The organism is Agrobacterium sp. S7/73 (assembly GCF_019355535.1).
Lineage (GTDB): Bacteria > Pseudomonadota > Alphaproteobacteria > Rhizobiales > Rhizobiaceae > Agrobacterium > Agrobacterium tumefaciens.
On sequence record NZ_CP072139.1, the window covers coordinates 46,172 to 71,237 of the forward strand.

Annotated in this window: 23 protein-coding genes and 1 pseudogene; 8 read left to right on the forward strand and 16 right to left on the reverse strand. The window is 58.0% G+C overall.

The genetic code is table 11. From position 1 onward, the window contains the following. Nucleotides 1–758 precede the first annotated feature (758 nt). The 3 genes and pseudogenes from J5276_RS29550 to J5276_RS29560 form a co-directional block, all read left to right on the forward strand. Entirely contained in the window at nt 759–1,763 is a 1,005-nt protein-coding gene (locus tag J5276_RS29550; RefSeq protein WP_209159984.1) for an alpha/beta fold hydrolase, read from the forward strand. Beyond that, the gene (locus tag J5276_RS29555; RefSeq protein ID WP_209159985.1) at nt 1,747–2,160 is read left to right on the forward strand and encodes a DoxX family protein; all 414 of its coding nucleotides are present in this window, start codon (nt 1,747–1,749) and stop codon (nt 2,158–2,160) included. The genes J5276_RS29550 and J5276_RS29555 overlap by 17 nt, the downstream gene beginning before the upstream one ends. A 21-nt stretch (nt 2,161–2,181) precedes the next feature. Beyond that, nucleotides 2,182–2,321: pseudogene (locus J5276_RS29560) on the forward strand (fasciclin domain-containing protein); the annotation flags it as partial. A 94-nt stretch (nt 2,322–2,415) separates the two neighbouring features. On the opposite strand, the gene J5276_RS29565 reads toward J5276_RS29560, so the two are convergent. Next, a complete protein-coding gene (locus tag J5276_RS29565) occupies nt 2,416–3,204 on the reverse strand; it encodes a DUF4394 domain-containing protein (RefSeq protein ID WP_209159987.1) in 789 nt (262 codons plus the stop codon). Nucleotides 3,205–3,406: 202 nt separating this feature from the next. On the opposite strand from J5276_RS29565, the gene J5276_RS29570 reads away from it, so the two are divergent. Together J5276_RS29570 and J5276_RS29575 are read left to right on the forward strand one after the other, a co-directional pair. Continuing rightward, nucleotides 3,407–3,952 carry a sigma-70 family RNA polymerase sigma factor gene (locus J5276_RS29570; RefSeq protein ID WP_209160000.1) on the forward strand — a complete coding sequence of 182 codons (546 nt, stop codon included), beginning with the start codon at nt 3,407–3,409 and terminating at the stop codon, nt 3,950–3,952. Further along, complete coding sequence (locus J5276_RS29575; RefSeq protein ID WP_209159988.1) at nt 3,949–4,653, forward strand: anti-sigma factor domain-containing protein; 705 nt, start codon at nt 3,949–3,951, stop codon at nt 4,651–4,653. The genes J5276_RS29570 and J5276_RS29575 overlap by 4 nt, the downstream gene beginning before the upstream one ends. Before the next feature lie 109 nt (nt 4,654–4,762). On the opposite strand, the gene J5276_RS29580 is transcribed toward J5276_RS29575, so the two are convergent. The 14 genes from J5276_RS29580 to J5276_RS29645 form a co-directional block, all read right to left on the reverse strand. Next, the gene (locus J5276_RS29580) at nt 4,763–5,917 is read right to left on the reverse strand and encodes an iron-containing alcohol dehydrogenase (RefSeq protein ID WP_209159989.1); all 1,155 of its coding nucleotides are present in this window, start codon (nt 5,915–5,917) and stop codon (nt 4,763–4,765) included. Between the two features lie 12 nt (nt 5,918–5,929). Then, nucleotides 5,930–7,681 (reverse strand): nitrilase-related carbon-nitrogen hydrolase, encoded by a 1,752-nt coding sequence (locus tag J5276_RS29585; RefSeq protein WP_209159990.1) that lies wholly within the window; start codon nt 7,679–7,681, stop codon nt 5,930–5,932. A 25-nt stretch (nt 7,682–7,706) separates the two neighbouring features. Continuing rightward, the gene (urtE, locus tag J5276_RS29590) at nt 7,707–8,402 is read right to left on the reverse strand and encodes an urea ABC transporter ATP-binding subunit UrtE (protein WP_209159991.1); all 696 of its coding nucleotides are present in this window, start codon (nt 8,400–8,402) and stop codon (nt 7,707–7,709) included. Continuing rightward, nucleotides 8,402–9,151: an urea ABC transporter ATP-binding protein UrtD gene (gene urtD / locus J5276_RS29595; protein ID WP_209159992.1), complete on the reverse strand. Its 750-nt coding sequence runs from the start codon at nt 9,149–9,151 to the stop codon at nt 8,402–8,404. The genes urtE and urtD overlap by 1 nt, the downstream gene beginning before the upstream one ends. A gap of 1 nt (nt 9,152) precedes the next feature. Next, on the reverse strand, nt 9,153–10,292 hold the full coding sequence (gene urtC, locus J5276_RS29600) for an urea ABC transporter permease subunit UrtC (protein ID WP_209159993.1): 1,140 nt from the start codon (nt 10,290–10,292) through the stop codon (nt 9,153–9,155). Between the two features lies 1 nt (nt 10,293). Beyond that, a complete protein-coding gene (urtB, locus tag J5276_RS29605) occupies nt 10,294–11,187 on the reverse strand; it encodes an urea ABC transporter permease subunit UrtB (protein WP_209159994.1) in 894 nt (297 codons plus the stop codon). A 153-nt stretch (nt 11,188–11,340) separates the two neighbouring features. Further along, nucleotides 11,341–12,591, reverse strand: a complete 1,251-nt coding sequence (locus tag J5276_RS29610) for a transporter substrate-binding domain-containing protein (protein ID WP_209159995.1) — start codon at nt 12,589–12,591, stop codon at nt 11,341–11,343. Between the two features lie 249 nt (nt 12,592–12,840). Further along, complete coding sequence (locus J5276_RS29615; protein WP_003516987.1) at nt 12,841–13,449, reverse strand: ANTAR domain-containing response regulator; 609 nt, start codon at nt 13,447–13,449, stop codon at nt 12,841–12,843. 12 nt (nt 13,450–13,461) lie between these two features. Then, nucleotides 13,462–14,613, reverse strand: a complete 1,152-nt coding sequence (locus tag J5276_RS29620; RefSeq protein ID WP_013637554.1) for a transporter substrate-binding domain-containing protein — start codon at nt 14,611–14,613, stop codon at nt 13,462–13,464. Nucleotides 14,614–14,983: 370 nt separating this feature from the next. Continuing rightward, nucleotides 14,984–15,463 (reverse strand): hypothetical protein, encoded by a 480-nt coding sequence (locus J5276_RS29625; protein ID WP_236742473.1) that lies wholly within the window; start codon nt 15,461–15,463, stop codon nt 14,984–14,986. 37 nt (nt 15,464–15,500) lie between these two features. After that, nucleotides 15,501–16,148 carry a MarC family protein gene (locus J5276_RS29630; RefSeq protein WP_003516981.1) on the reverse strand — a complete coding sequence of 216 codons (648 nt, stop codon included), beginning with the start codon at nt 16,146–16,148 and terminating at the stop codon, nt 15,501–15,503. Between the two features lie 65 nt (nt 16,149–16,213). Then, nucleotides 16,214–16,645: a hypothetical protein gene (locus J5276_RS29635; RefSeq protein ID WP_013637556.1), complete on the reverse strand. Its 432-nt coding sequence runs from the start codon at nt 16,643–16,645 to the stop codon at nt 16,214–16,216. Between the two features lie 52 nt (nt 16,646–16,697). Then, entirely contained in the window at nt 16,698–18,863 is a 2,166-nt protein-coding gene (locus J5276_RS29640; RefSeq protein WP_013637557.1) for a mechanosensitive ion channel family protein, read from the reverse strand. Between the two features lie 52 nt (nt 18,864–18,915). After that, a complete protein-coding gene (locus J5276_RS29645) occupies nt 18,916–20,175 on the reverse strand; it encodes an alpha/beta hydrolase (protein WP_035201433.1) in 1,260 nt (419 codons plus the stop codon). A 426-nt stretch (nt 20,176–20,601) separates the two neighbouring features. Here J5276_RS29645 and J5276_RS29650 point away from each other — a divergent pair, with 426 nt between their 5' ends. Genes J5276_RS29650 through J5276_RS29660 form a run of 3 tightly spaced genes read left to right on the forward strand, consistent with a single transcriptional unit; the run spans nt 20,602 to nt 23,044 of the window. Further along, entirely contained in the window at nt 20,602–20,886 is a 285-nt protein-coding gene (locus tag J5276_RS29650) for a hypothetical protein (RefSeq protein WP_035200796.1), read from the forward strand. 39 nt (nt 20,887–20,925) lie between these two features. Next, nucleotides 20,926–22,032, forward strand: coding sequence for an HlyD family secretion protein (locus J5276_RS29655; protein ID WP_035252442.1), 1,107 nt, complete (start codon nt 20,926–20,928; stop codon nt 22,030–22,032). Further along, nucleotides 22,022–23,044, forward strand: a complete 1,023-nt coding sequence (locus J5276_RS29660) for a DUF2955 domain-containing protein (RefSeq protein ID WP_013637561.1) — start codon at nt 22,022–22,024, stop codon at nt 23,042–23,044. The genes J5276_RS29655 and J5276_RS29660 overlap by 11 nt, the downstream gene beginning before the upstream one ends. Before the next feature lie 174 nt (nt 23,045–23,218). Here the strand turns inward: J5276_RS29660 and J5276_RS29665 are convergent, their stop codons facing one another. Then, nucleotides 23,219–25,024, reverse strand: a complete 1,806-nt coding sequence (locus J5276_RS29665; RefSeq protein ID WP_219256780.1) for an adenylate cyclase — start codon at nt 25,022–25,024, stop codon at nt 23,219–23,221. Nucleotides 25,025–25,066 lie beyond the last annotated feature (42 nt).

Sequence of the window (25,066 nt, forward strand, 5' to 3'; positions counted from 1 at the left end):
TAAATATGGCAAGGCAGGCAGGTGCGCGGGTGCGCATCTTTCGCTACATTGAGCAACATCTTGAATCGATCGGAGTAAGCTTGCAGCCGCACATGATGAATGTAGATCTTCTTCGGCAAATCGCTTTGTCAGCGACATGGCGGAGAGCGCGATCGCAGAGCTTGCTTCGTTTATTGAGCAGGTAGGTCTCGTACACGAACAGGAGGAATTCGATCCCAAAAGTCCCCTTGCAACTTCACGGCAGGTCCGGCCGTAATATTCTTGGCGACATCAACTATGGCGAACGCTATCCCTTGGTGCGCTCTTTTTCTTGAAGAACTGTTGCGAGGGAGGGATAGACGATTCGTAGATTGGCGATGGCCCTGAATTTACAAGTCTCTGTTTGCTCAGGCTCGCGCAACCAAAATTTACGAGACTTATCAAAGGGCTCCGAGGAAACTCGGAGCCCTATTTGCAGTCGCTGTGGTTGCTCACAACATCAATCGCGCTACCTGCTGCCACGACCAACTCCATCTTCGGCATTGCCATCGATCCCAAAACCGTGATGATGCACAATCATTCCACTTCGGATAAAAACCGCCGTGACCGCTGATCCCTTGCATATCCTCAAGACTGTCTATGGCTACGATGCGTTTCGCGGCAGGCAAGCCGGCATCATTCGGCATGTAATGGCGGGAAACAATGCCTTCGTTTTGATGCCGACGGGCCTTCCGACAGGTCAGATCTTTGCCAGTGGCACCGCGGGGCAGCTCTAGGATATGCCGGATCGAACTCTTTGCCTGACCGCCGCGTTTCTGATGATCGGCTGCTTCGTGTTGATTGCTTCTAAAGCGGTTGCTGCGCCAAAGCGGGACGATCAAGTCCGTACCGATGTCGGTGGATTCAAGCTCAATAGCGTCCTGGTTGAGACTGGTCGGAAGCCAGACTTGCCACCAATCGTCTTTATTCATGGCGCCAGTGCCAGCCTTTACGATCCGATGTTCTCGTTTCGGACAAAGCTGCAGGAACGGGCCAAGCTGTTGTTCGTCGATCGCCCGGGTCACGGCAATTCCGACGTCGGTGGCGAGGAGAACATTTTCCCCGACGGTCAAGCCGATTCCATTGCCGTCCTCATGCAGAAGCGCGGCATTCACCGCGCTATTATTGTCGGTCACTCCTTCGGGGGAGCAATTGCCGCGTCCTTCGCCGTGCGCCATCCGGATATGGTCTTAGGCCTCGTCTTCCTGTCTCCTGCGGTCTACCCATGGAATAGCGGGATCGCCTGGTACTACGAGGCCGCCAGCGCCCCGATCACAGGCACTCTATTCAGCACTCTTATCGTGCCACCTATCGGGCTTATGATGATCGATAATGCCACGAAAGGCGTCTTTGCTCCGAACCCGGTTCCCGCCGACTACATCGACAAGACACGTGCCCTGCAAGCGTTGCGGCCGCTCGCATTTCGGCACAATGCGAGAGAAGTTGCGGCTTTGAGCGACTGGGCCAGAGCGGCTTCCGTGAATTACCGCAGAATCAAAGTGCCTACGGTCATCATCACGGGGGATACTGATAGTATTGTCTCCCCTGAGATCCACTCCGGTCATCTCGCCCGCGATATTCTCGGTGCCCGTCTGATCGTCGTGCACAATCTAGGGCACAAGTCGGATTTCGTTGCCAACGATCTGGTAATCGCAGCGATCGAGACGGTCGCGGGCCGCAAGTCGAACCTCAACGCCGTGAAAAGGGATGTCGAGCAGAGGATAGCACGTGACGGCAAGGATTGATGTCTGGCAGCGGCGGTGCCAGTGGGGACTATCCAGCCTCTATGGTCTCGCGGGCATTCTGCATCTCGTCCTGCCGAAACCCTTCCTCGGTATCACGCCGGCCTGGGTTCCTGAGCCGGAGGCCGTTATTTTCCTGACTGGCCTGTGTGAGATTGCCGGTGCCGTCGGACTTCTGGTGCCGCGGCTGCGGAAAGCCGCCGGCATTGGCCTGGCGTTCTATGCAATCTGCGTATTCCCGGCCAATATCAAGCATGCCGTCGACAGCCTTGGTGCCGCGGCTGTTTCACCATGGCAATGGTCCTACCATCTCATCCGGTTGCCTTTGCAGCCATACCTGGTGTGGTTGGCGCTCTTTGCGGGAAATATCGTCGTCTGGCCATTCAGGCGTGGCGTCTGACGAAATTCGCAAAGTTTCATCGTCGGCGGATGCCTTCTGAAGGCCAGGAAAGCATGGGCACGATCAAGCTCACCCACGAAGTGGGTTGTATTGCGCAGGTGACGATCGCCGACGTCAAACAATCCAACGGCGTCATCCATGTCATCGACACGGTTCTTTGACCAAGATGCCGTTCGGGGCTATTCCATCATCAGAAAGGCCGGCGACACTTGAGGGCGCCGGCCTTTTCAGTTTCATCGTTGAACGTCCGCTGAATTACATGCTCGGCAGAACGGCGATGTCGCGCACTTCGTTATCGAGCCCTGTGATCGGGCCGATTTCGGTTGCCGCGCCAGTTTCGAGGTTGACGGTGTAGAGCGTCTTGGATGCAGCGAGATAGGCCACGTTCTTGCCGTCCGCCATGCTCTGAATATCAAAGGCATAGGCCGCAGGCTTGTCTTTGAGGCCGAGCTTGCCGATTGCTTTCAGCGTGCCGTCATTCGGCTTGGTCTGCTGGATCAGCGCGCCGATCGTGGCATCGATATTATACATGGCGGTTTTTTCAGGCTTGCCGACGGAGTTGGTATAGGCAGCAGCGACGATGTTCGGGGTCTCGCCCTTGTGCATGTCACCCTCCTCGAAGGCGAGCACACCGTCAACCGTCACAGCGCCAGTATCCGGGTGGACACGATGGTTGGTCGTTCCGGTCATGAAGCGCAGTCGATCGGCCATAGGGTTGAAGTCGACCACGACGGGGGCTTGCGTCATGGTCAGCATCTTGTCCATCTTGGCGACGTCGGCGGCGGCACCCGTTTCGAGATTGATCGAGACGATGCGATGATCGGGGGTGACGCCGATCACCGTCTTGTTGCCCGGACGGAAGTCGATGCCGACAAGCTTGTCGACGCCAGTCACGTCCATCTTTTTCGTCACCGCCGGTTTCTCCGTATCAAAGATGACGAGCGTCCTGTCGCCGGTCAGGCCGAGGACGGGGGCCGCGAATGCGGTCGATGCCACTGCGATGGAAGCAGAGGAGGCAATCAGTGCGAAACGAATGATCTTCATGTCTTTCTCCCGTGTTAAACCGTTCGGAAGTCGTGTAGCGCTCGGCTTTCGACGCTTCCTGAATTGAAGACACGCCAGCCATGCCGTTTGGATGCAGCCTGTGAAAAAATAATTTCGACTTGCATCCATTCGTCGATCCGGCGGGTATAACTTTCAAAACCGACAGTCTTCCCGTCGGTGTTGGGAGAAAGTATTGATGCTGATGGGCTCTAAGCCGGACGATCTCGATACGGCACTCGTTGCCTGCGCCAAGGGTGATCGCAACGCTCTGCGCCTGATCTTTGATCGGGAGGCGGGACGCCTGATTGCGGTCGCCGAGCGCATTGTCCGGCGTCGTGAGCTTGCCGAAGAGGTAGTGCAGGACGCCTTCATCCGGATCTGGACCCATTCACATCAGTACAGGGCCGATCGCGGCTCTGCCCGAGGCTGGATCTATGCCATTGTCCGCAACCGGGCACTTAATCTCCTGCGGGATGGAAAGCGCGAGCACACCGTCGAGGAAGTGGAGGCCCTGCGCGAAAGCGAGCAGGCGGATGAGGTCATGGCGGCATGGCACAGGCTGGACCGCAGTTCGCGGCTCTATGATTGCCTTGGTGGACTCGACGAGAGCAAACGCAGCGGCATTCTTATGGCCTATGTCGGCGGCTACTCGCACGGCGAGATCGCCGGGAGGCTGCGTATTCCGCTCGGTACGACCAAATCCTGGATCAGGCGTGGCCTTGCAGCTCTCCGGGAGTGCATGGCATGACCTACGATCGCAAGGATATCCCTGCTATTGCCGATGAATATGTCCTGGGCCTGCTAGGGGCCGCGGATGTTAACGAGGTTGAGGTTGCCATGGAACGCGATGCTGAACTGCGCGCCGCAATTGCTGCCAGCCGTGAGCGCTTCCTGCCACTCGACATGAGCGTGGCACCTGCTACCGTCACCGAGCAGCTTTGGCAGCGCATCGAAGCGGCCTTGCCGGTCCAGGATCAAACCGGTCTTATGCCTCTGATCTCAAACGCGAATGATAACCGTAGGAACGGTTGGCGAATGGCCGCGATCTCGGCCATCGCCGCCACCTTTCTGCTCGCGATCGGTCTCGCTTACAGCCTGACCCGGACGGTGGAACCGCTTGTCGTCGCGGTTCTGATCAATGATGCCGGGGAGGTGCAGGCGATAGTCGAGGATTTCGGCAACGAGCAGGCGACGATCCGTATGTTGGCCGATTTCAATATCCCCGGGGACAAGGCGATTCAGGTCTGGACCCTGCCGTCCAGAGACAGGGGGCCAGTTTCCCTCGGCCTCATCGATGGTGTGCGATCGGCACGTCTGGCTGTTCCGCAATTGCCGACGCCAAGAAATGATCAGCTCTATGAGATCACGCTGGAACAGGCGGGCGGATCGCCGACAGGGCGGCCGACCGGACCAATATTGGCCAAGGGCCTCGCGAAGTTGCTGCGATAATAATCGCGCCAGATATCTCCGTGTGGTGCTTGTATCGTAGCTCAATATTTTGATGATTGAGTTAAAAAAAAGGATGGCTATAACTCATGTGACGTGTGCACTGGCCTGCTTACCAGGCAACCTCGTAGATATTGGCGGCATCCGATAGCGACATGGTACGCGGGTTGTTGACCAGCAGCCGGGTCTGCTCCATCGCACTTTCCGCGAGTAGAGGAATTCCCTCCTTTGGAATTCCGACATGCCTCAGCCTTACGGGAAGATTAAGGCGCACTGGCAGCATCGTTAGTCCGTCGATGAAAGCGGAGAGCCGTCCGTTCTGATCGGCAGGCTCAAGGTGAGGAAAGAGACACGGTGCCAGCTCCGCGTAGGCATCACCACACACCGTCGCGTTGAAGCGCAAGACGTGCGGCAGTACCAGACTGTTGGAAAGACCGTGGGGAACGCCGTAGCGGCCTCCGATCGGATAGGCGAGAGCATGAACGGCAGCGACAGGCGAATTAGCAAAGGCCTGCCCCGCCAACATTGCACCCAGCAGCATCGCCTGTCTGGCGGCAAGGTCGGTTCCATCCTCGACGGCGATCGCGATATTCGCTCCGAGAAGCCGCAGGGCTTCTTTGGCAAGGGCACGGGAAACGGGATTGTTGTTTGCACTGGCGGACGTGAAGGCCTCGATGGCGTGGACCATTGCGTCAATTCCCGTCGCCGCGGTCACGGCGGGAGGAAGTCCGATGGTCAGGTTCGCGTCGAGAAGCGCCACGTCTGGCAGAAGTACGGGTGATACTACGCCCTTTTTCTGGTGTTCACCCGTGGTGATGATCGAAATCGGCGTGACTTCCGATCCGGTACCGGCCGTTGTCGGCACGAGCGCCAGCGGCAGACGCTCCCCCGTCACCTTGCCAACGCCGTAGATAGTGCCGAGCGCTTCGCCGCTTTTGGCAATAAGCGCTACAAGCTTTGCGACATCGAGCGACGAGCCGCCGCCGATGCCCAGCACACCGGTTGCGCCAAACGTCACCGCCTGTGCCGCAGCCGTATGGATGATGGCTTCCGGTGGATCAGCGACAACGCCGGTGAAGATTGATGTTTCGGCGCCGGCTTCTGTAAGACTGGCAAGCGCCGGCTGAACGAGCCCCGCCTTGACGACCCCATCGTCCGAAATCACCAGAACGCGCGGACCGAGCATGCTCCTCAGCTCCGAAAGCCTTGCGATAGAGCCGGGTCCCGCAATGATCTGCGGGACGGTTGCGAATGTGAATGCGGACATCCTGCCAGCCTTTCACTGATGCCATTTGACGAGGGGCTGATAATGATGCGGCTGCCGCATGACAACAAGGTCTTTTCGACGGACGATGTTCGTTGGATAGGGTGTGTCGAGATTGGTGGTGTCGACAGTCGCACCGGCTATTCCTTCCTCATCCAATATCACCGATTCCTGACGCGGAAAGGCAAAGGAGTCCGGCCCGAACACGGCGCTCTTGCCCAGATATCCTTCCGTTTCATCAAGCACATTGGCGAAGGCCAAATAGACGTTGTTCTCGCCCCCACGAACCCGCAAAGCATGCCAGTGAAAGGGGTCGGCGCCCTTCGGGATGGGATAGTTGTGCGGGATTTTCGTTCCTGCGTGGCTTCCGGTGAACGTACCGGCAATTGCCGAAGGGCAGGCTATCAGATCGCACCCCATAAGGGCGAGCGAACGGATCGCTTCCGGATAAAGAGCGTCGTGGCCAATCGCCAGGCCCACTCGGCCGATGGCAAGATCGTATATTTTCCATTCGTCACCGGCTGTCGCCCAGCTGTCGGCAATACCGAGATGCGTCTTGCGATAGCTGCCCACCAGCCCCTCGGGGCCGGCGAGCACTGCTGTGTTATAGACTTTGTCTCCGTCCGCCTCGGCAAATCCGGCGGCGAGATAAAAGCCGAGCTTCATTGCGAGGCGCACGAAGGCGGAGACAGTCGGGCCTGAAAGCGGTTCCGCCCGGGTTTGGGGAGCCTCAAGCCCGGTCAGCGACAATTCCGGGAAAACCAGAATGTCCGGCGCTGTCGTCGCCTTTGCCTCCGTGGCAAGGGCGGTGATGCGGGCAATGTTGTCTGCGACCGAGGAGGAGGGGGCAAACTGCGCAACTGCCGCGCGCGATTTGCGCCCGCGCGGGATGGGCTGGTTGCCATAGAGGCGGAAGTAGTCGCCCGGATTCCAGGTGAAGCTGTTGGTCATCATGTTCATGTAAAGCTCGGGCCGGCGCGATTTGAAGACGGGTTCGCTCAAGACTTCGCGGCGGCGTGCGCGGGCGAGATCGACCTTGCCGTAGGCAATCCCGTCGCCTGTATCGATGGATGCGGCAACTGTTCCGTCGGGCTCGATCAGGCAGCTTCCACCGGAAAACTGCACAGTTCTCTCCAGCCCCCACCGGTTGCTTTCGATGACATAGCAGGCATTTTCAAAGGCGCGGTTGATCCAGTAGGGTGCGGGTGCGCGTTCCTGCAGCCAGTTGGAGATGTGGCAGATGATGTCTGCGCCGGCCAGAGCTTCCAGCCGCGCCGTTTCGAAGAAGTGCAGATCCATGCAGACCAGCATCGAAATCCGGCCGATCTCCGTCTCGAAGACCTCGTGCACGATATCGCCGTTGGCGGCCCACTTTGGCTCGGCGATATAGGGGTGCGACTTGCGATGCCGGCCGATGACGCCATCGGGACCGATGAGGACGGCCGTGTTGTAATAGAGATCGCTCTCTGGATCGACCTCCGGCATGCCAACGACGATGTAGCAACGGTGTTGACGGGCAATGGCATGGAAAACGTCGGTGGTCGGTCCGGGAATGGTCTCGACGAATGGTTTCACCTCCGCCCTGTCGAACCAGCAATAGCCTGTCGTCCCCATTTCGGGCGTAACGATCAGGCGTGCGCCGGCCTGCGCCGCCTCCTCGCAAAGGGCTGTCAGCCGGCTGATATTGCGTGCCTTTTCAAACATGGTCGGTTCGAACTGGATAGCGGCGGCGGTGTAGCTCTGTGTCGGTGTCATGATTGTTCCCATTGTCTTTAATAAAGGATCCGTCTTCTCAGACAGCCATATGCCGATGGACAAGCGTGTCGGAGAGCGCGTCTATGGCGCCTGCCGCAACCACGCCTCCCTTCTCCAGCATGGCGAAGTGGTGAGACGCATGCCGCGCAAACGCCACGTTTTGCTCAACGAGGATAATCGTCATGCCGATCTCGCGATTGAGCCGGATGATGATCTTTTCAATCTCCTCGACGATAGAGGGCTGGATGCCTTCGTTGGGTTCGTCGAGCAGCAGCACTTTCGGGTCCGCAGCCAGGGCGCGGGCGATGGCGAGCTGTTGTTGCTGGCCACCGGAAAGCACACCGCCCGGTCGGTCGAGGTTGGCCATCAGATAGGGAAAAAGTTCCGGGACGAGTGCTGGAATTTCGCGTTTGCGATCGGCATGCGCGAAAGCGCCCATCAGGATGTTTTCGCGGATGGTGAAATCGGGAATGATCTCCCTGCCCTGGGGGACATAGGCGATCCCCGCCCGAGCCCTTACATGCGTCGGGGAAGAGGCGATGTCTTTTCCCTGCAGGTGCATTTCGCCCGTCATGCGGTCGGTCAGCGCCATCAGGGTTTTCAACAGGGTCGTCTTGCCGGTGCCGTTGCGGCCGAGAATACTCGTCACCTTGCCGGTTGGAACATCCAGTGTGACGCCGTGCAGGATATGGCTGCGGCCGTAATAGCTGTGCACGTCTTTCAATGTCAGCATCAGGAAATTCCTTTCGAACCGAGATAGGCTTCACGGACTTTCGGATTGTGCTCGATATCCTCGACGCTTCCTTCTGCCAGAACCTCTCCCAGATGAAGGACGGTGATGCGCTCGGCGATTTCACGCACAAACCCCATGTCATGCTCGACGACGAGAATGGTGTGGCGGCCTTTGAGGTTTTTGATGATCTGGGCCGTCTTGCGGGTCTCGGCCTGGGTCATGCCGGCTGTCGGTTCGTCCAGCAGAACGACCTTGGGATCCTGAACGATGAGCATGCCGAGTTCCAGCCATTGCGTCTGGCCATGGCTGAGATAAGCGGCCGTCATGTCCTCTTCCGCTTCGAGGCCCGTGAGGGCGAGCACCTCATCGACGCGTTTGGCTTCCGCGCGCGAAAACCCAAACCGGAGGTTGGCGAAAACGGAGGGATTTCGGCAATTCGCCACTTCCAGATTCTGACGCACGGTAAGATCGCGAAAAATGCTGGGGATCTGAAATTTTCGACCGATGCCGGCGCGCGCTATTTTGTGCTCAGGCCAGTTGGTGATGTCGGTGTCGTAGACGAAGACCTTGCCCTGCGTGCTGCGCGTTTTACCGCTGATCAGATCCATCAGGGTCGTCTTGCCGGCGCCGTTTGCGCCAAGCAACACCCGCAGTTCGCCATCTTCGACGGTGATGCTGGCATTGTTGACGGCTCTGAAGCCGCCGAAATCGACGCTGAGACCGTCGATGGTCAATGCGATTGCACTCATATCACAATGCCTCGTTTTGTTGCTGCAACGATGAAGACGCCGCATCTGGTTTGACCCGGCGGAGGAACTGTCGCAGCACATCATGCGCGAGGCCGCCAAGTCCGCGCGGCATGAACAGGACGACGAGGACGAAGATGAGGCCGATGATCGCTTTCCACGCCTCGACCAGCGCTTCGGTTTCGCTGACCTCGGCCTCGATCATGTTGATCAGGATCGCGCCGATACAGGCACCGAGCAGGGAGGAGCGACCGCCAACGGCAGCCCAGACGACCATTGTCACCGAGAAAGACAGATCCATGAAGGTCGGAGAGGCGAACTCCGCAACGACCACATAAAGCATACCTGCAACGCCGGCGATCCCGGCTGAAATGGCAAAGAAGAACACCTGGTAGAGCGAGACGTCGAAACCGAGATAGCGGGCGCGCACCTGATCGTCGCGGATCGCCTGCAGGATCATGCCAGCACGGGTTTCCACGACGAGACGCGCACCGATGAGCGTCAACGACAGACATATGGCACACAAATAATAGGTCGCCCGGCTGTAAGGGTCGAATTCGATGCCACTGATCGTCAGCCAGCCAAGATCGGTCAGGCCGTTGAAGCCATTCGTCACTGGTTGCGCATCGACCATCACGAGACGCACGAGCAGAACCAGCGCCAATGTAATGATCGAGACGAAGACACCGGAAATACGTTTACGGAAAACCAGCATTCCGAGCGCGCCGGCCACCACCACCGGAAGCAGGATGCCGAGCACGAGACCGACTGACTGGCTTTGAAACGGAAGCCAGAGGAAGGAGCCCTTGTTGATACAGCAGAGTTCGGTCGGCGCACCGGGCTCGGCATTCCAGAGCATGAAATCCGGAACCGGCTTGTCGGAGCCCTGTTGCAGACTGGTCGGGCTTGACAGCTTCAGCGACATGGCAAGCATGTAGGCGCCAAGGCCGAAAAACAGCCCCTGGCCGAGATTGAGAATGCCCGCATACCCCCAGGTCAGCGCAATGGCGACACCGAGCATCCCGTAGACCAGATATTTCGAAATGCGGTTCAGCCAGAATTCGTCGCCGAAAACGGGTGCTGCGAAAATGACCGCGATGAAAAGCACATAGGCGGCGATCTGAAATTTTCGTTCGTTGCTCATGTCAGCGCCCCTTGAACGAGAACAGCCCGCTGGGCTTTACGAGAATGACGAGGATGACGACCCCGAAAACGACGGCGCGTGCCAGAATGTCGTTCGTGCCGATGGCCACCAGCGCATTGATTTCCCCCAGAAGCCCTGATGAAAGGGCCGTGCCGAAGAGACTGCCGACGCCGCCCGTTACCACGACCATGAAACCGTCCACGACCATGGTTGTGCCCATGTCCGGGAAAACGGTCTTGAAGCCGGACATCATGACGCCCGCGACGCCGGCCAGACCGGAACCAAAAGCAAAGGTGAGCGCGTTGATGCGTTTTACGTCGATGCCGCAGGCCGCAGCCATTTTTGGATTACGGATGATTGCCCGCACCTGCATGCCCGCCGTCGTCCGGTAGAGGATGAACCATGTCGCCAGCGTCAGCGCGGCGGTCACTGCGATGATGAAGGTGCGGTATGCGTTGATGTCGGCGCCGGCGAACCTGAAGGTGCCTTGGAGATACGAAGGCACGGCGACGTTTTGCAGTCCGGCTCCCAGACCTTCGATATGAATGCCGAAAAAGGTGAGGCCGAATTCGAGCCTTACGACTTGCTGTAGAAGGATGGCGATGCCCCAGGTGGCAAGAAGCGTGTCCAGCAGGCGGCCGTAGAGCCGGCGCACTACCACCCGCTCGATTATCAGACCGAGCAACGCTGTTACGACAAAAGCCAGTGGTATTGCGAGCAGAAGGCTTGTTTTCAGCCAGATACCCGAGAGGACGGCGACATAAGCGCCGATCATGACCATTTCGCCGTGCGCCATATTGATGACGCCCATGGCGCCGTAGGTGATGGCGAGACCGAGTGCCACCAGAAGAAGGATCGAGCCGAGACTGAGGCCGATAAAGAGAATGTCGAGCATAACGCCACCGTTCGTGAGAAGGGCGGACCAGACTTTGTTCTACTTCTTACCATTGCCGAAATCGGGTTGGTGCCGAGCAGACAAAAACGCAGATCCGCCTTGCCGAGACATTGTCCCGCCAAACATGGTTCGGCGGGACGACGCGGGGAGGGGTCAGCCTTTGAGCTTTGCGGCGTCGAGACCGTTGGCGGTGCAGAACAGATTGCTTTCCGTCTCGCCATAGGCCGAATAGGGCAGTGGTTTGATCGGCGCCGGATAGGCGTTAACGACCTTGCTCTGGCCATCCGGCTGCCATTGCCCGATGCGCGGCGTCAGCCAGCAATGCAGGTTGTCGGGGTCGGTCGTCACCTTGCCGCCGGGCGCATCGTAGGTCTGGCCGCGAATACCGGCCCGGATCGCGTCGGCGGACAGGTCGCCGGATTTCTCCACTGCCTGCTTCCACAGGAATACCTGGAAATAGGCGGCCTCGAGCGAATGGTATGTCACTGCCTTCGGATCGTTGACGAAGGTCCTGAAGCGTTCGATGAAGCTCTTGTTGGCCGGCGTTTCGATCGACATAAAATATGGAAATGATGTGTAGCTGCCCGCCGCATATTCGGCGCCCATGGCGGCGATCTCGATTTCGGAGGTCACTGTCGCGCAGATCGGGATGACCTCCTGCGAGAGGCCCTGGTTCTTGAACTCGCGGTAGAAGGCGATGATCGAGTCGCCAACCACGTTGGAAAGAACCACGTCGGCGCCCGATTCCTTGATCTTGCTGACCATGACAGCCCATTCGGAGTGTCCAAGTTCCAGATATTCGTCCGCCACCCATTCTGCGCCCGCCGCCTCGATCAGTTTCTTGGAAACCTTGGCCATCTCGCGCGGATAGACATAGTTGGAGCCAACGATGAAGAACTTCTTCTTGCCCAGTTTCTCGACAATCCAGGGAATGTAGTTGGAGAGCTGCTGGTTTGGAACGGCGCCGGAATAGACGACGTTGCGCGAGCACTCAAAGCCCTCATAGTGCGTCTGGTAGAACAGCATCGCGCCGCGCCGTTCGAAGATCGGCAGCACGGCCTTGCGGCTGGCAGAGGTGTGGCAGCCGAAGATGGTGGAAATCTTGTCCTTGAGGATCAGTTTCGATGCTTTTTCGCTGAAGGTCTTCGGATCGGAAGCGCCGTCTTCGACGACGACTTCCACCTGGCGGCCAAGAACGCCGCCGGCTGCGTTGATTTCGGCCACGGCCATCATGACACCGTTGGCGAGAAGCTTCTCGGCGACAGAAAGCCCGCCCGTCTGGGAGTAGAGCGCACCGACCTTGATAGCATCGGCTGCAAATGCCCGGCCGCCCAGCGCCGGCAAGGCGAGTGCGGCGGAAGCTGTGGCTGCGGTTTTCAGAAAGTCACGTCTGTTGAACACCATCTTGGTTCCCCTTTTTTTGATTGGCGCACGCGACGGCACTGCCCGGCTCTACGGCGAGGCTTTCATGCCGAAAAAATACTGGAAGGCCGACTTCACTGTCAGCAGATAACAAAAAACCCGCGAGGCTTTTCACAGCCTGCGGGCACCCTTGCCATCATCGCATCACGGCTGCGCCGCGTGCAACAGCGGCACATGGCTTCGCGAAACGAAGGGATGTGCCGGAGGTGTTCATCTGGAACACATCAAAAACTAATCATGTTTTTGGGAAGGGCGCAAGAGCTGTTCGGCGTTGATAATCGAATTGGCGATTTCATCGATTGGGACCCGCCGAGCCATCGCTTGCTCGCGCATTTCACGATACGCCTCATTCTCGCTCGTGCCGCGATTGGCCATGAGAATGGCCTTTGCCCGGGCAAGCTTCTGGTCTCCCAAGACCTTGCGCTTATATTTACGGGCTTCCTTGACGAGCCTTTGGCGCTCAAGCCAGAGACTGCGCGCTATGGCGAGATTTGTCAGCAGGCCGAACGGTTTGATCGGTCTCTCGACAATGGCAAGCGCGCCGCTTTCCAGAACGATCTGCAATGTGGAGGGATTTTCGTAACCGACGATGGCGAGCATGGTCGGAGCGGGATTGGGGAGGCACTTCAGCAGGCGTTCGATTTCCGGTCGCGCCTCGTCTTCCATGGCAAGAAAGACGACATCCGTGCCGTGTGGCAACTCGGCAGGGACCGGCCAGAGGCAACTGACCGTACAACCGATACGGCGCAGGTGATCAACGAGAAACTCTCCTTCGGATGTCCGGGGATGAATCACCAGAACCTTGAGGTCCCGCAAATCTCTAAGAAGGGCGAAAGACATCGTCGCTCCTTCTCAGACCTGAACACGATGTGGGAACGGCTGCGTCAGATCCGGGCGATATTCTCGCATGAAGGGATCTGGCGCCACGCGCAGCGACGGGTCATGGACGATGTCATAGCTGCCTTGCGCATTTACTTTTGCAACCCTTGGCCACAGATGGGTGTGGTTCGTCAGCCGGTCTATCTTCACAGCGCCCTGCGGAGCGTCGTACTCGACCTCGTAAAGGGCTGGAAGAAGCTGCTCCAGCCCGTCGCCACCGGCCCGCTGCAAAGCTCCCGCATAGAGATAGACCTGGAAATAGGCCGCTTCGGCCGGCGCGGTCGGCAGCATCTGCTGGCCGTATCGCTGTTGGTAAGCCAAGACGAAGGCACGCGCGCGCGGCGTATCCAGGGAGGCGAAAAACGGGGCCGCGGTGATATGCCCCTCGGCCACTTCCGGCCGCATCCGGATCACGTCGGCCTCGCTTGTCGACTGACTGGCGATTGGCATCGTCGCTGAATCAAAACCCGCCTCTTTGAACGCCGTGTAGAAGGGAATGATACCGTCGCCGACGATTGTCGAATAGATGACATCCGGCCGTGCCGCGCGAATATGCCGGATGATTTTGGCGACATCTTCGGGTTTTAGGTTGAGAGGAACATATATTTCGTCCAGCACCTGACCGCCCAGCTGAAGAAAGAGATCGCTGATCGTCCGGTTGGATTCGTAAGGGTAGACGTAGTTCGAACCCACAAGGAAAACCCGCTTTCCATAATGCTTGGTGAGGAAGTCGACCAGCTGCACGGAGTTTTGGTTGGGTGCGGCCCCGGTGTAGATGCAGTGCCGAGAGTATTCAAACCCCTCATACAGTGTCGGATAGAATAGCAGGGCATCTCGAGCTTCGATGACGGGCAGTACGGCTTTGCGGGTGCTAGACATATGGCAACCGAAAACGACCCGGACCCGATCCTCGTCGCAAAGCTTGACCGCAAGTTCCTTATAGAGATTGGGCGTCGATTTAGGGTCATAGGCGACAGGCTCGATCATCCGGCCAAGGACGCCGCCAGCCGCATTGATTTCGTCAATCGCCAGCAAGGTCGCGAACCTCTGGGTTTTTTCGACGGCTCCGGTCACACCCGTCTCGGAGAACAGCACACCGACCCGCCAGCTTTCTGAATGCATCATCGCCCACCAAAAAATAAAAAAGCTCCCGCCCGTTTCCGGTCGAGAGCTACCCTGCTCATGGAATATCAGCGGCCCGTTGAAGCCTGCAAAACGATGATGTCAGTTTCCGTGTCCCGTGGCAACACAGAGGAGAGCTGAAAACACTCGCAAATCTAAAATCATGGGATCAAAATTCTTCCGCGTGTTCGCCTGAGCATCGAGAATACGCACACACCCTCTTTGCTCCACCGAGCGATGTCTAACTACCCTTCATCCGCGCGGCGCTATTCGGTAGCCTGGATGGAACGCGATATGGACATCGGTTCCACCGCCAAGTCGGCTTCGACAGCGGCGGCCAACACCACATTGCTGAGCTGTAACCGGAGGCAATTTATGTCTCAGCTGGATCTTCGATCGCCTTCGCAAGGCGTTCAAGTTCGACGGAGTAGCAAAAAAAACTGAACAGTACCAACAGGATCAAAGCCCCCTGCAGAACCGTGTGACCAAGCGGAGGCAGCGTGTTGGATTCCGGCAAGTGTCGAAAGAAGATCGTTGAGAACAAGACGCCTCCGAACAGGAAGGCCAGGCGTGCGGCAAACGATAAGAGGTGAGATACGAATATGGAGTGGAACGGTGCGCGGACCTCGACCCAACGCATTCTTGTCCAGTAGCTTGCCTGTAAAAGCAGCGCAACCGCAAGGATTGTGAGCAATGTCGACACGGGCACTTGTTGGCGTTCGCCAAGATGGGTGACGACGGCGTAAAAGATCGGGAAGATAACCCGGAGCAGGAATGCGACCGCCAGGGACTGGAGCACGATGAGTGATCCGTAAGCGAGAGCATTTTTCCTTCGATCAGTCATCATGCGCATTCCCTTCGAGCCGCCTGGAGAGGCTGCGCCCTATGGGTCAATGGCCCACCGCCGGCGCAATGATCCCTAGACGCCCTAGCCCACTGACAATCAGCTGGACTGCGACAGCGGTCAGCAAAATCCCGAACACGACCTCTGAGACGACCATGCTCGCTGGCTTCATGTGTTTGGACAGCTTGTCGGTATTGGTAAAAACGACATAGTCGAAAGCAGCGACAATCAGGATCAGAACAGCGACAACTACCGCGCTGGCGACTGAGACAACTTCGCCAGACGCCAGGATTATGACGGTTATGCCGACGGGGTTGAGCAAATAGGGAACCGCAAGCGGGAACACTGCGAGTTTGTCCGGATCGATCGGATCGGCAAGCTCGTCATGCGGCTTTTCCGTCGGTCCGGATGCCATCTTGATCGCTATGAGCGCAAGGATGATGCCACCTGCCACAGCGACGGCGCCGCCGGTTATGTGGAGAAGTCGCATCAGAAGCGCGCCGGTCGCAAAGAGGATCAGTGCTGTGACGAGTGCTGTCAGTACCATCTGGCGGCCGATGCGCACTTTGGTCGCGGTGTCGAAACTATGGGTTTTCTCAAGAAACGGCACGAGGGCAATTTTTGGACCCATGCCGATCAAAAGCAAAAGAAGAAGCTTTCCGACAAGCGTGGCGTCGATGGTGTTGAAGTCCATGGAAGATCCCCTTCGTTGATGATCTGCGCGTGCGCGAGCAGCATGATTGTCCCAGCCAAGCAGTTTCAGTGCGGGCAAACGTCCCAGAAGCCGGTCGTTTTGGCCGGAGACGTGTAATACCAGCACTGGCCGGGCTGCGGCGGTGTACCAGCCAGTGCGACAGCTGCTGCACCGGTGACGACGCCAATGGCTGCGCCTGCAGCTATCGCGGCGCCCGGCCGCCAGTAGCGGCGGGGAGCAACAACGACAACGCCGCGCCGCGCTGGCCGGTAGGCCGGGGCCGCAGGCCGATGGGCGGGGCGATATGCGGGTGCATGACGACGTCCGGCAGCAGCGCAACCGCGCGGTCCGCACGCCGCCACACCGCAGCCTCGGGGACCGCAGGCTGCAGCCCCACGACGGGCTTCAGCGGTCGAGGGTAAAAGAACCGGTATGCTGATCAGCATCAGCACGGCGATCAGGCTGAGTAGGTGTGATACGATTTTTGAGGTTTTCATTTCATATCCTCCTTGTGATCTTTGATGGCGTTTCGCCTGGTTCACTTCGTGATCAAGCTGGCCCGGGCACGGTCACGGCGTTGTGTTTTGCCAGCGCCTGTTGGGCAGCGGCAGCAAGACCCTCTTCCTTTCCGCCTGCGACTTGCACGGTCGGAACGGCGATCTTGATGCCTTGGGCGTTGAATGCTTCCCGCAGCATTGCATAAGCTCTGCGACGGATGGCCGATTGAAGTTGGGTAGGTTTCAACGTCATCCCAAAGCTCAATTTTATTCCAATGTCTGTGATCTCTTCGACGCCTTTCATTTTGAGGTTCTCAATAATGAACGGCTGGAATTCGGGGTCATCGTACAGGGCTTTGCCCACGGCTTTGGTGATTGCCTTGACCTGGGCGACGTCGGATTCGTAGGACACGGACAGCAGGAATTTGACCACTGACCAGTCGCGGCTCATGTTCTGGACGGCACCCAGTTCACTGAATGGGACGATGAATATCGGGCCCCTGTGGTGCCTAAGCTTGACCGAGCGGAGACTGAACGCCTCGACGGTTCCTTTGTAACTGCCGCTCTGAATGTATTCACCAATCCGGAATGCATCGTCGAGTAGATAGAACATGCCGCTGATGATGTCCTTGACGACGGTCTGCGCACCAAAGCCAATGGCGACGCCTACGACGCCAGCACCGGCGATCAATGGTCCGATCTCGATTCCGAGTGAAGACAGGGCCATCATGATCGCAATCGCTGCAAAAAGGATCATGACGAAGTTGCGCAGGATCGGTAGAAGAGTTCTCAAACGGGTACGCCGCCGCTCCCGCTCGCTTCCAATCTCAAGCGCGGCTTCCGTGTCTCCCATTTTCCGATCGATCAGCACTTTAACGACATTCCATGCCAGATCGACGACGAGGAGAATGATGCCGGCGCTTAGCACTCCACGTAAGAGCCGTAGCGCGGGTGAATCCTGCATCGTCATCTCGGTCAGTCGAACGTCCATGACATCGGCGAGGAAGAGGATGGCTGCAACGATCAGGGCTGCCCTTATCCCACGCTCGACGACAACCGAAACCACTGTGACACGTTTATGACCATCCTCTTCAGCGCCGGAGCGGCGCAGAATGTTGTTTATAGATGCTTTGGTAAGAACGATCGCGCCTGGCAATGCGGCGCAGACGACCATAGTCCAGAAAAGCGTCGTCGCGCCCGCCACCCAGAGCAACCAGATACCGGTTAAATAGGCAGTCCAAAGCCAGTTGCGACCATTCAATCCAATCCGGCTGCCCTGTAACGTGGAGGAATGAGGCGGGCGTCGCCATATGGCCTCGATAGCAATGCCGAGAAGAATGAAACCCAGGAAGTAGGCCGCGAGCTGCCGCGCCGGGATCGATAGGCCAAGCGTACCGAGAAGCCGAATGGTCACCCAGCCAAAGGCGTACCAACCCACGAGATAGCTCAGTCGTTTTGCCCAGTGACCTGCCGTCTCGTCAGAGATCGGAACCACGCGGAAATGGCCTTTCTCGTTCGAGCGTGGCGCCAAAAACACATCCAGTACTGCGCTGGCGAGGCGGTAAATGACGACAGCGAACAGGAAGCCGACGACGATTTCCCTAACGATCGGTGGCCACTCAAAAAGCAGGAAGAAACCGATGCTGCCCAGCCCGAACGACAGCACGTAAAAAGCCGCCCAGAGCAGCCGGGCGGTTATGGCAATAATCCTGTGCCAAACGGTCGTGAACGAGGCTTCCGCCATCCATGACCGCCAGCCAGCACTGATCCACCAAAATACCCATTGAGCGGCAAGTCCTGCGACAACAAACGCGACCACCAGCACGATGGGCCGGGTCCCGCCAATCGTCTTGATGTCCTGCTCAAGTAAAGCGGCGCCACGCATTGCTTCGGACGGAAAAGAATGTGCAGCGTCGACCATTGCGGCGGCATGGGCGCGGAAACGCATTGTCGATGCGGCAAACGAGGGACCCGCCTCTGCGCTGGTCGAAGGCGGCGCTTCAGGATTCGCTCCACGAGCAACGTGCTGCAACCATTTCTGAACATCGGGATCCGACATTAGGGTGATGAAGTGCTGGACATTGGGTGGTTGTTCCGCCGGAGCGGGCGCGTCAGGCATTTGCGCTGCTACGGCTGAGATGCCAACGAAAAGGATGAGCATCGCCGCAATAGACGTGCGAGATATTTTCATCAGCAAAAATTTCAGGCGCATTACCATTGTCTGTCCCTGTTGTGGTACCTCGGCGCCCTTCCGAAGGACGCTCGACCCGCTAGTGATGACATGCTTCAGTCGAAGTGTTCGGTGTGTTGCAGTGCGATGATTTCCGTGTCGTGCCACCTGAACCAAGAAGGGACTGAACGCCCCCGGCATAATTGTCTCTGGTGTCGGCATCGACGACGGCAACCGGAGCGGCAAGGATCAGCCCTGCGGTACTGCCCACTGCCGCTGCCGTGCCGGTTGTTGCTGCAAGGATCGTATCTCCAAGGCCAATCTTGCTGTCCGTCAAAGTCTGTCCATCAGAAATCCGGGCTCCAATCAGCCGGACGATCTCTGGCGACTCCGCGAACTTCCCGTGGTTGAGGCTGTCCCCGGCTTTGATCATGGTGAGGTCGATTACCGAGATCTGGCTTTCGGCCAATTCACTCTTGTAGGGAGGCTGCTCAGGGTCGATAGCGCCAAGCCTCGCGACGTTGCCCCACACTCGGCGGGACACGGCCAATGCCCGATCATCCCGGGAGACAAATAAAGTGAATTTCGGATGCTTTTTGCCCATGTCGGCGATCTGTTGCCGGAAGACGTCGACGTCGACGTCGGGAGATGCGAGCATCACATTCTTGAACTTGGCCGGAAGGCTTCCATTGCGAATGGCCATTTGACGAAGCGCCTCGAGCGCGAGCCAGTTACCCATGGAATGAGCAAGGATCGAAACTTCCTTCACCTGCTTATCCCTGGCCAGATATTGAAAAAGCAACTCCAGGGCATTGCGCGTATAGTTGGTGCTCTCGCGGTCGTAGCCGTACGCAAGTAGGCTTCCGCGCGACGGCCAGGTGACCAGTACGGGAGCGCTCGCTACGCCGGAATCCTGGACGATTTGGGCAAAGCGATAGACCGAGTCTTCAAATCGATTGTTGAAGCCGTGAATGAAGACCAGCACGCTGCCGTCACGGCTCTTTCTGACGGAAGCGCTCAGCCATTTCCGGGCATCGTCGCGGCTGATTTCCTGTGCCTTTAACGTCGCAAAATCAGTGGCTGGATTGGGAGGAATCCTTTTCGGCCAGGCAACATTACCAATCTTGCGGACATTTCCCGGAGGGATGGACACGGTGATCTCCGCGAAGGCCGCATCCCTTGCGCGTTCACCCGTAAACATCTCGCCTTTGTTCGCGGAGCGACTACGCGTTGTTGTGATCAGCATGTCCACCTTGGTGGATGTGGGGGCGCTATCGGCAACAGGGACAAGAACGTTTTTCGCGTGGCCGCCGCAACCAACGAGAGCTGCGAACATCACACAAAAAGGGAGCCTTCCCATTCGATATGGAAAGCGTCCGTTACGGAGGTCCCTTGTATCGTTGCCGTTCACCAGATCGCCCGCCGCCATATGTCACAGCTTTGTCCTCGCCACGTCGGCGCACAAAAAACCTATGCGAATGACGGGCTGTTTTCCCGTAACATCGGGTATGTTACGGGCATCCGGCGGACGATGCCGTCATCTGAATGCGTGAAAGTGTGGAAGTTGCCAGAGACAATCACACGCGGCCCCGTAACCGTCGTCTTTCTCGCCCGCTCGCTAGCGTGTTAAAACATGCGAGACCTTGACGGTGCTGCAATCCGACCCCGGTAAGCTGATCGCACCAGCGTATATTACGGTAACATACTGCACGAGCCGCGCTTCATCAAAGAATATGCCATCGAGACATTCGGCGTCGCCGTGACGCTGTGAGGGTGGGAGAGGACAATGGATGAAGGTGTGGCTGCGGTCAGGCTGCGGTTTCCCACAAGAGTTCAGGCCATCAACGAGCTTGCGTCGCGCGACGTCATATTCTGTGAAATCTGCCAGGATTTTGCCGAAGCCCAGACGGAGTTGGCAAGATGGGAGGCGGCTTCTTCCGATCCAGTCCGAGATGACCGTGTGGCCGAATACAGGGAATTGTTGGCGGCCCTTGGCAGAGAGATTGAAGATGCTCTCGCCCGAGCCACCGTTGTCTCTCTTCATCGCTCACCTGGTCCGCGCCCGGTGTAATTCCGCCGGATGGGCAGTTAACTTCGAAGGAACGAGATCGTGGCTTCCGAGATATCACACGAGCCTGTAACTACCCCGCCACCCCGCAATCCCCTGCGGAGGATCGCTTTCGCTGTCGTTTGTCTGGCGCTGGTCCTGTTCGTGCTGTCAATCTTCATGGAGCGGCGGACACCATCAACATCTCAAGCGCAGGTCCAGGCGTATGTCGTTGGTATAGCGCCTGAAGTCACAGGTCGCGTCGTGGAAGTGGGCGTTAACGACAATACGCGGGTGGAGGCCGACCAGATCCTGTTCCGAATTGATCCCCAGCGCTACCAACTCGCCGTGAACGAGGCGGAGGCCGGTCTGGCCAGTGTCGGCCAGTCAATCGGCGCATCGACCGCTGCGGTGGATGCCGCCCAAGCAAAGCTTGTCCAGATCCGTGCCGACAGGGACAACCTTCGCGACCAATATGCCAGGGCCTCCGAACTCCTCAAAAACGGCGTGTTTTCAAAAGCCCGTTTCGACGCCGCCAAATCTGCCTTCGATCAGGCAGAGGCCTCGGTTTCCGGTGCGCAGGCTGATCTCACCAAGGCCCGCGAGCAGCTCGGCCCTTCCGGAAACGACAATCCGCAACTGCGCGCAGCTCTTGCGGGATTGGAGAAGGCCAGGCTGGACCTGATGCATACCACAGTGCGGGCGCCTTCGTCCGGGGTCGTGACAAACCTTCAGCTCACCAGTGGCAAGGTCTTGCCAGCCGGCCAACCGGCCATGACCTTTATCGATGTGGGCACCATCTGGATCAATGCCGCGTTCAAGGAGAACAGCCTCGAAAATGTCGTCGTCGGCAACAGGGCGGAAATCCTTTTTGATGCCCTTCCAGGCCGACTGTTCCCTGCCACGGTAGAAAGCGTCGGCTTCGGTGTCTCGCAAGGGAGCACGGATCCGAGCACCGGGTTGCCAACCATGCGCAGTGACAGCGGCTGGGTCAAGGAAGCGCAGCGGTTTCCGGTCCGTCTCAATATCGATGAAGCTCAAAGACCCAAGGGCGGCGTGCGCTACGGTTCGCAGGCGACCGTCATCATCTATACCGGTAACAATCCGGTCACCAATGCTTGGGGATCACTCTGGATCCGTATCATGTCGGTGCTCACCTATGTCAACTGACAGCACCGCCGCCCAGCAGAAACGAAAAGGATTGCGGGTCGCTCTTGCGGTTTCGATCGGCTTTGTGCTGGCGGTGTATTGGGGGGCCTTTGTTCCGTTCCTCGGGCCGCTTTTCGCCGCGCAATTTCTGCTGGGAAGCTCTCGACCGATGCCGCTTGCCAAGACACTTGGCGCGGCGCTCGTCATTCTGGTCGCGGGAATGGCGATGATGATCTTGACCAGCAGCCTCGGCAATCGTCCTGTTCCCTTTCTCCTGCTTCTGGGGCTAACCTATTTCCTGTGTTTTGCCTTACAGGCGTCGGGAAAGGGCGGGCCTGCGGTCTTTCTGGTGTTGGTGGTCGCGATCATCGTTCCGCTGCTCGGTATTTTGAACGATGAGTTGGCCAATTCCATCCTCTCGATTCTTGTTGGTGGCGTGTTGTCGGGCACGCTTTTGATGTGGCTCGCCCATGCGATCTTTCCCGAACCGGTAGTTCTGGACGGAAGTGCCGCGCCATCCTTCGACCAGCCGCCGGCTCTGCTGAGAGCATTGGCCAATACGCTGATTCTGCTGGCATCTGTCGTGATCTGCCTGACGAGCGACAATCTGACGGCCGCGGCGGTCATTCCGATCACCGTTGCATCCTTACTCGGCCAGCTCGACGTCGCCGCAAGCACGCGGGCAGCTGTTGGGCTTATAATGGTCAATCTATTCGGCGGCGTCCTCGCATCTTTAGCTTATGCGATCCTCACGCTTCGCCCCAACCTGTTCTCGATCTTTCTGATTGTCCTTGTCGTTGCCCTCTTTCTGGGAGGTCGGGCAGCAGCTCGTACCAGGGAGGCGCCGATGTTTGCCGGTGCACTGACGATTTTCCTTATCCTGTTCGGGCTCGGTGTGTCGCCCCTGCCTGGCAGTGCTGCGGAAAGCTTCGCCACCCGCATTGTCTATATCGCGTTAGCTTTGACCTACACTCTGTTGCTCGCCACCATTCTGTGGCCCAGAAGGCCGCACCTGAGAAGGATAAACCCATGAAAACGCAGCTCGTCTGATTTCTACAGCGGTGCGTGGATCTGGAAGTATCCGCGTAAGATGTGGGCGTTCGAAAAAGGCCTGAAGGAAAGAGATATTGGCGTCACCTTTCCTACCTGCCCGTTTGGTACGTCGCAGCGGGCGGCATTTCGATTTTCAGCGTATTAAGCCTCTGCGCTAGCGCGGCTGCAAATCCGAAGCACTGATGGTTATCGCGGCGGGTTCTTTAACCTTGGGAGGCAGCATTCCGGCTTTGCGAAGTCCCTCTACCAGTCGGTCACGATCACCTGGCTGTACGTTCCGCATCGCCAGTTCTTCAACGACGTTTGGCAGGAAGTCCGGGCGCATTCGAACGAAAATCTCTGCCTCGTGCCGGGCTTGATCCATCATTCCGGCATCTGCGTATATGACCGCCGCAACCGCATGAAACAGCGGAAATTTTTGCATATCAGCCTTGGTGATCTCGCGGACGGCGGTTGAATTGTCGTGGAGCATGTAGGCTGCAAGAGCGCGTGTGCCGTTATAATAGCCGCTGCCGCCTGGATTGAGTGCGATAGCCTGATCAAGCAGGTTGGCTCCCCGTTGCCACTGGCCGCCAAGGGCTAGTCTGGTGCCGAACTCGCCCATCAACTCGGTGTCGTTGGGGTTGGTAGCGAGGGCCACTTCGCCTACTCGCATCGCCTCGGTAAGCTCCCGGTTGAAAAACAGGGCCATCATCAACGCCTGAAGCCCTCGCGTGTTGCTCGCATCAAGCTGGGTCGACCGCCGCGCCGCGCGAAGCGCCCGCTGCAATGGTGTTTCCGGACCTTGGCCCCTATTGAATTTGAAGCGGTCTTCATCGAGATAGATGATTGATAGCATCGCCCAGGCAGTGGAAAAGGTCGGATACCGCGCAACGGATGTTTCCAGGCATTCGCGAACGTGTGCATGCTCTTCGGGGCTGAGCTCGCTACGATATGCGTAAAAGCGCAGGCTGCATTCGTATGCACCAAGATCCTGCGGTGGAGGATTTGCGGTGTCGGCCTGTGCCATCACACCATATGGCTGCGCAATGGCGGTGGCGACTCTTCTAGCCACGTCCGCCTGTATGGAAAACAGGTCTTTCGATCCGAGATCGTTGTCATAATCCCGGGACCAGACTATTTCGCCATCGTCGGTGTCAAGAAGACGGGCTGTCACGCGCAGGCTGTTTCCAGCAGTTCGCACACCCCCGGTCAGAAGATAACGGGCCCCCAGCTCCTCCCTAACTTTGGATACATCGACGTCCGACGGCAGCGCTTTGGACGTCTCGCGACCAAAGACCTTGATCTCCTTGAAGCGGGGCAGGGCAGTCAGAAGCTCCTCCGTAAGCCCGAGGCTGTATAACTGGGCGTTTGGTCCATCGCCCAAATTGGCGAAAGGAGCCACAATTAGGGCGGGTCTGTCGGGAGCCGTGCTTTCGGCTAACTCTTCTGTTGGCGCCAATCTTGAGTGACTTGAGAATTGATAGGCAGACGCAGCCGTAAGCAGGGCGAGGCAAGCAAGCGAAAGCCGCCTCACGCTCCACCATCGGACCATCGGCGATAGCTGTGAGGTCGGAACGGACCCATTATCGACCTTCTTGGAAACGACCGCAGTATTCAATGAGAACACCGGGGCATATCCGCCCTTCGGTATGTCGATCCTGACCGGGTCCTTGTGACCTTCCACCAGATAATAACGTTCTAGCGAACGCCTTAGACGCGCGGCCTCGATCCGCACGACCGGATCGTCCTGCGTGAAGCTTTCATTGCGGCCGAATACCTCAATTGCGATGGAGTAACCCTTGATGCGGGCGGCCCGCCCGGCGATGGCTTCTTCGACAACATATCGCAGAAATGCGGCACTTCGCCCCAAGCCGGGAAACTCCGCGCTCGCGACGATGCGTTCGAGTTGCGACCGGACTTCCTCTATTCCCGGAGGGTCTCGTGCTGCAGTTGAAGCCGTGGACACCGTCGTCTGCATAGCCGCCTCCCGTCCCCCTCGAGATTCATCGCATGCGTGTAG

What these genes read in the sequence shown, in the direction of transcription:
- J5276_RS29625 (WP_236742473.1), bottom strand. Translation starts at nt 15,463, where the DNA reads ATGCGCATGATGACTGATCGAAGGAAAAATGCTCTCGCTTACGGATCA.
- J5276_RS29585 (WP_209159990.1), bottom strand. Translation starts at nt 7,681, where the DNA reads ATGGGAACAATCATGACACCGACACAGAGCTACACCGCCGCCGCTATC.
- urtE (WP_209159991.1), bottom strand. Translation starts at nt 8,402, where the DNA reads ATGCTGACATTGAAAGACGTGCACAGCTATTACGGCCGCAGCCATATC.
- J5276_RS29630 (WP_003516981.1), bottom strand. Translation starts at nt 16,148, where the DNA reads ATGGACTTCAACACCATCGACGCCACGCTTGTCGGAAAGCTTCTTCTT.
- J5276_RS29640 (WP_013637557.1), bottom strand. Translation starts at nt 18,863, where the DNA reads ATGGTAATGCGCCTGAAATTTTTGCTGATGAAAATATCTCGCACGTCT.
- J5276_RS29550 (WP_209159984.1), top strand. Translation starts at nt 759, where the DNA reads ATGCCGGATCGAACTCTTTGCCTGACCGCCGCGTTTCTGATGATCGGC.
- urtC (WP_209159993.1), bottom strand. Translation starts at nt 10,292, where the DNA reads ATGAGCAACGAACGAAAATTTCAGATCGCCGCCTATGTGCTTTTCATC.
- J5276_RS29615 (WP_003516987.1), bottom strand. Translation starts at nt 13,449, where the DNA reads ATGTCTTTCGCCCTTCTTAGAGATTTGCGGGACCTCAAGGTTCTGGTG.
- J5276_RS29635 (WP_013637556.1), bottom strand. Translation starts at nt 16,645, where the DNA reads ATGAAAACCTCAAAAATCGTATCACACCTACTCAGCCTGATCGCCGTG.
- J5276_RS29575 (WP_209159988.1), top strand. Translation starts at nt 3,949, where the DNA reads ATGACCTACGATCGCAAGGATATCCCTGCTATTGCCGATGAATATGTC.
- J5276_RS29665 (WP_219256780.1), bottom strand. Translation starts at nt 25,024, where the DNA reads ATGCAGACGACGGTGTCCACGGCTTCAACTGCAGCACGAGACCCTCCG.
- J5276_RS29650 (WP_035200796.1), top strand. Translation starts at nt 20,602, where the DNA reads ATGGATGAAGGTGTGGCTGCGGTCAGGCTGCGGTTTCCCACAAGAGTT.
- J5276_RS29645 (WP_035201433.1), bottom strand. Translation starts at nt 20,175, where the DNA reads ATGGGAAGGCTCCCTTTTTGTGTGATGTTCGCAGCTCTCGTTGGTTGC.
- J5276_RS29660 (WP_013637561.1), top strand. Translation starts at nt 22,022, where the DNA reads ATGTCAACTGACAGCACCGCCGCCCAGCAGAAACGAAAAGGATTGCGG.
- J5276_RS29610 (WP_209159995.1), bottom strand. Translation starts at nt 12,591, where the DNA reads ATGGTGTTCAACAGACGTGACTTTCTGAAAACCGCAGCCACAGCTTCC.
- urtD (WP_209159992.1), bottom strand. Translation starts at nt 9,151, where the DNA reads ATGAGTGCAATCGCATTGACCATCGACGGTCTCAGCGTCGATTTCGGC.
- J5276_RS29620 (WP_013637554.1), bottom strand. Translation starts at nt 14,613, where the DNA reads ATGATGCATTCAGAAAGCTGGCGGGTCGGTGTGCTGTTCTCCGAGACG.
- J5276_RS29570 (WP_209160000.1), top strand. Translation starts at nt 3,407, where the DNA reads ATGGGCTCTAAGCCGGACGATCTCGATACGGCACTCGTTGCCTGCGCC.
- J5276_RS29580 (WP_209159989.1), bottom strand. Translation starts at nt 5,917, where the DNA reads ATGTCCGCATTCACATTCGCAACCGTCCCGCAGATCATTGCGGGACCC.
- J5276_RS29565 (WP_209159987.1), bottom strand. Translation starts at nt 3,204, where the DNA reads ATGAAGATCATTCGTTTCGCACTGATTGCCTCCTCTGCTTCCATCGCA.
- urtB (WP_209159994.1), bottom strand. Translation starts at nt 11,187, where the DNA reads ATGCTCGACATTCTCTTTATCGGCCTCAGTCTCGGCTCGATCCTTCTT.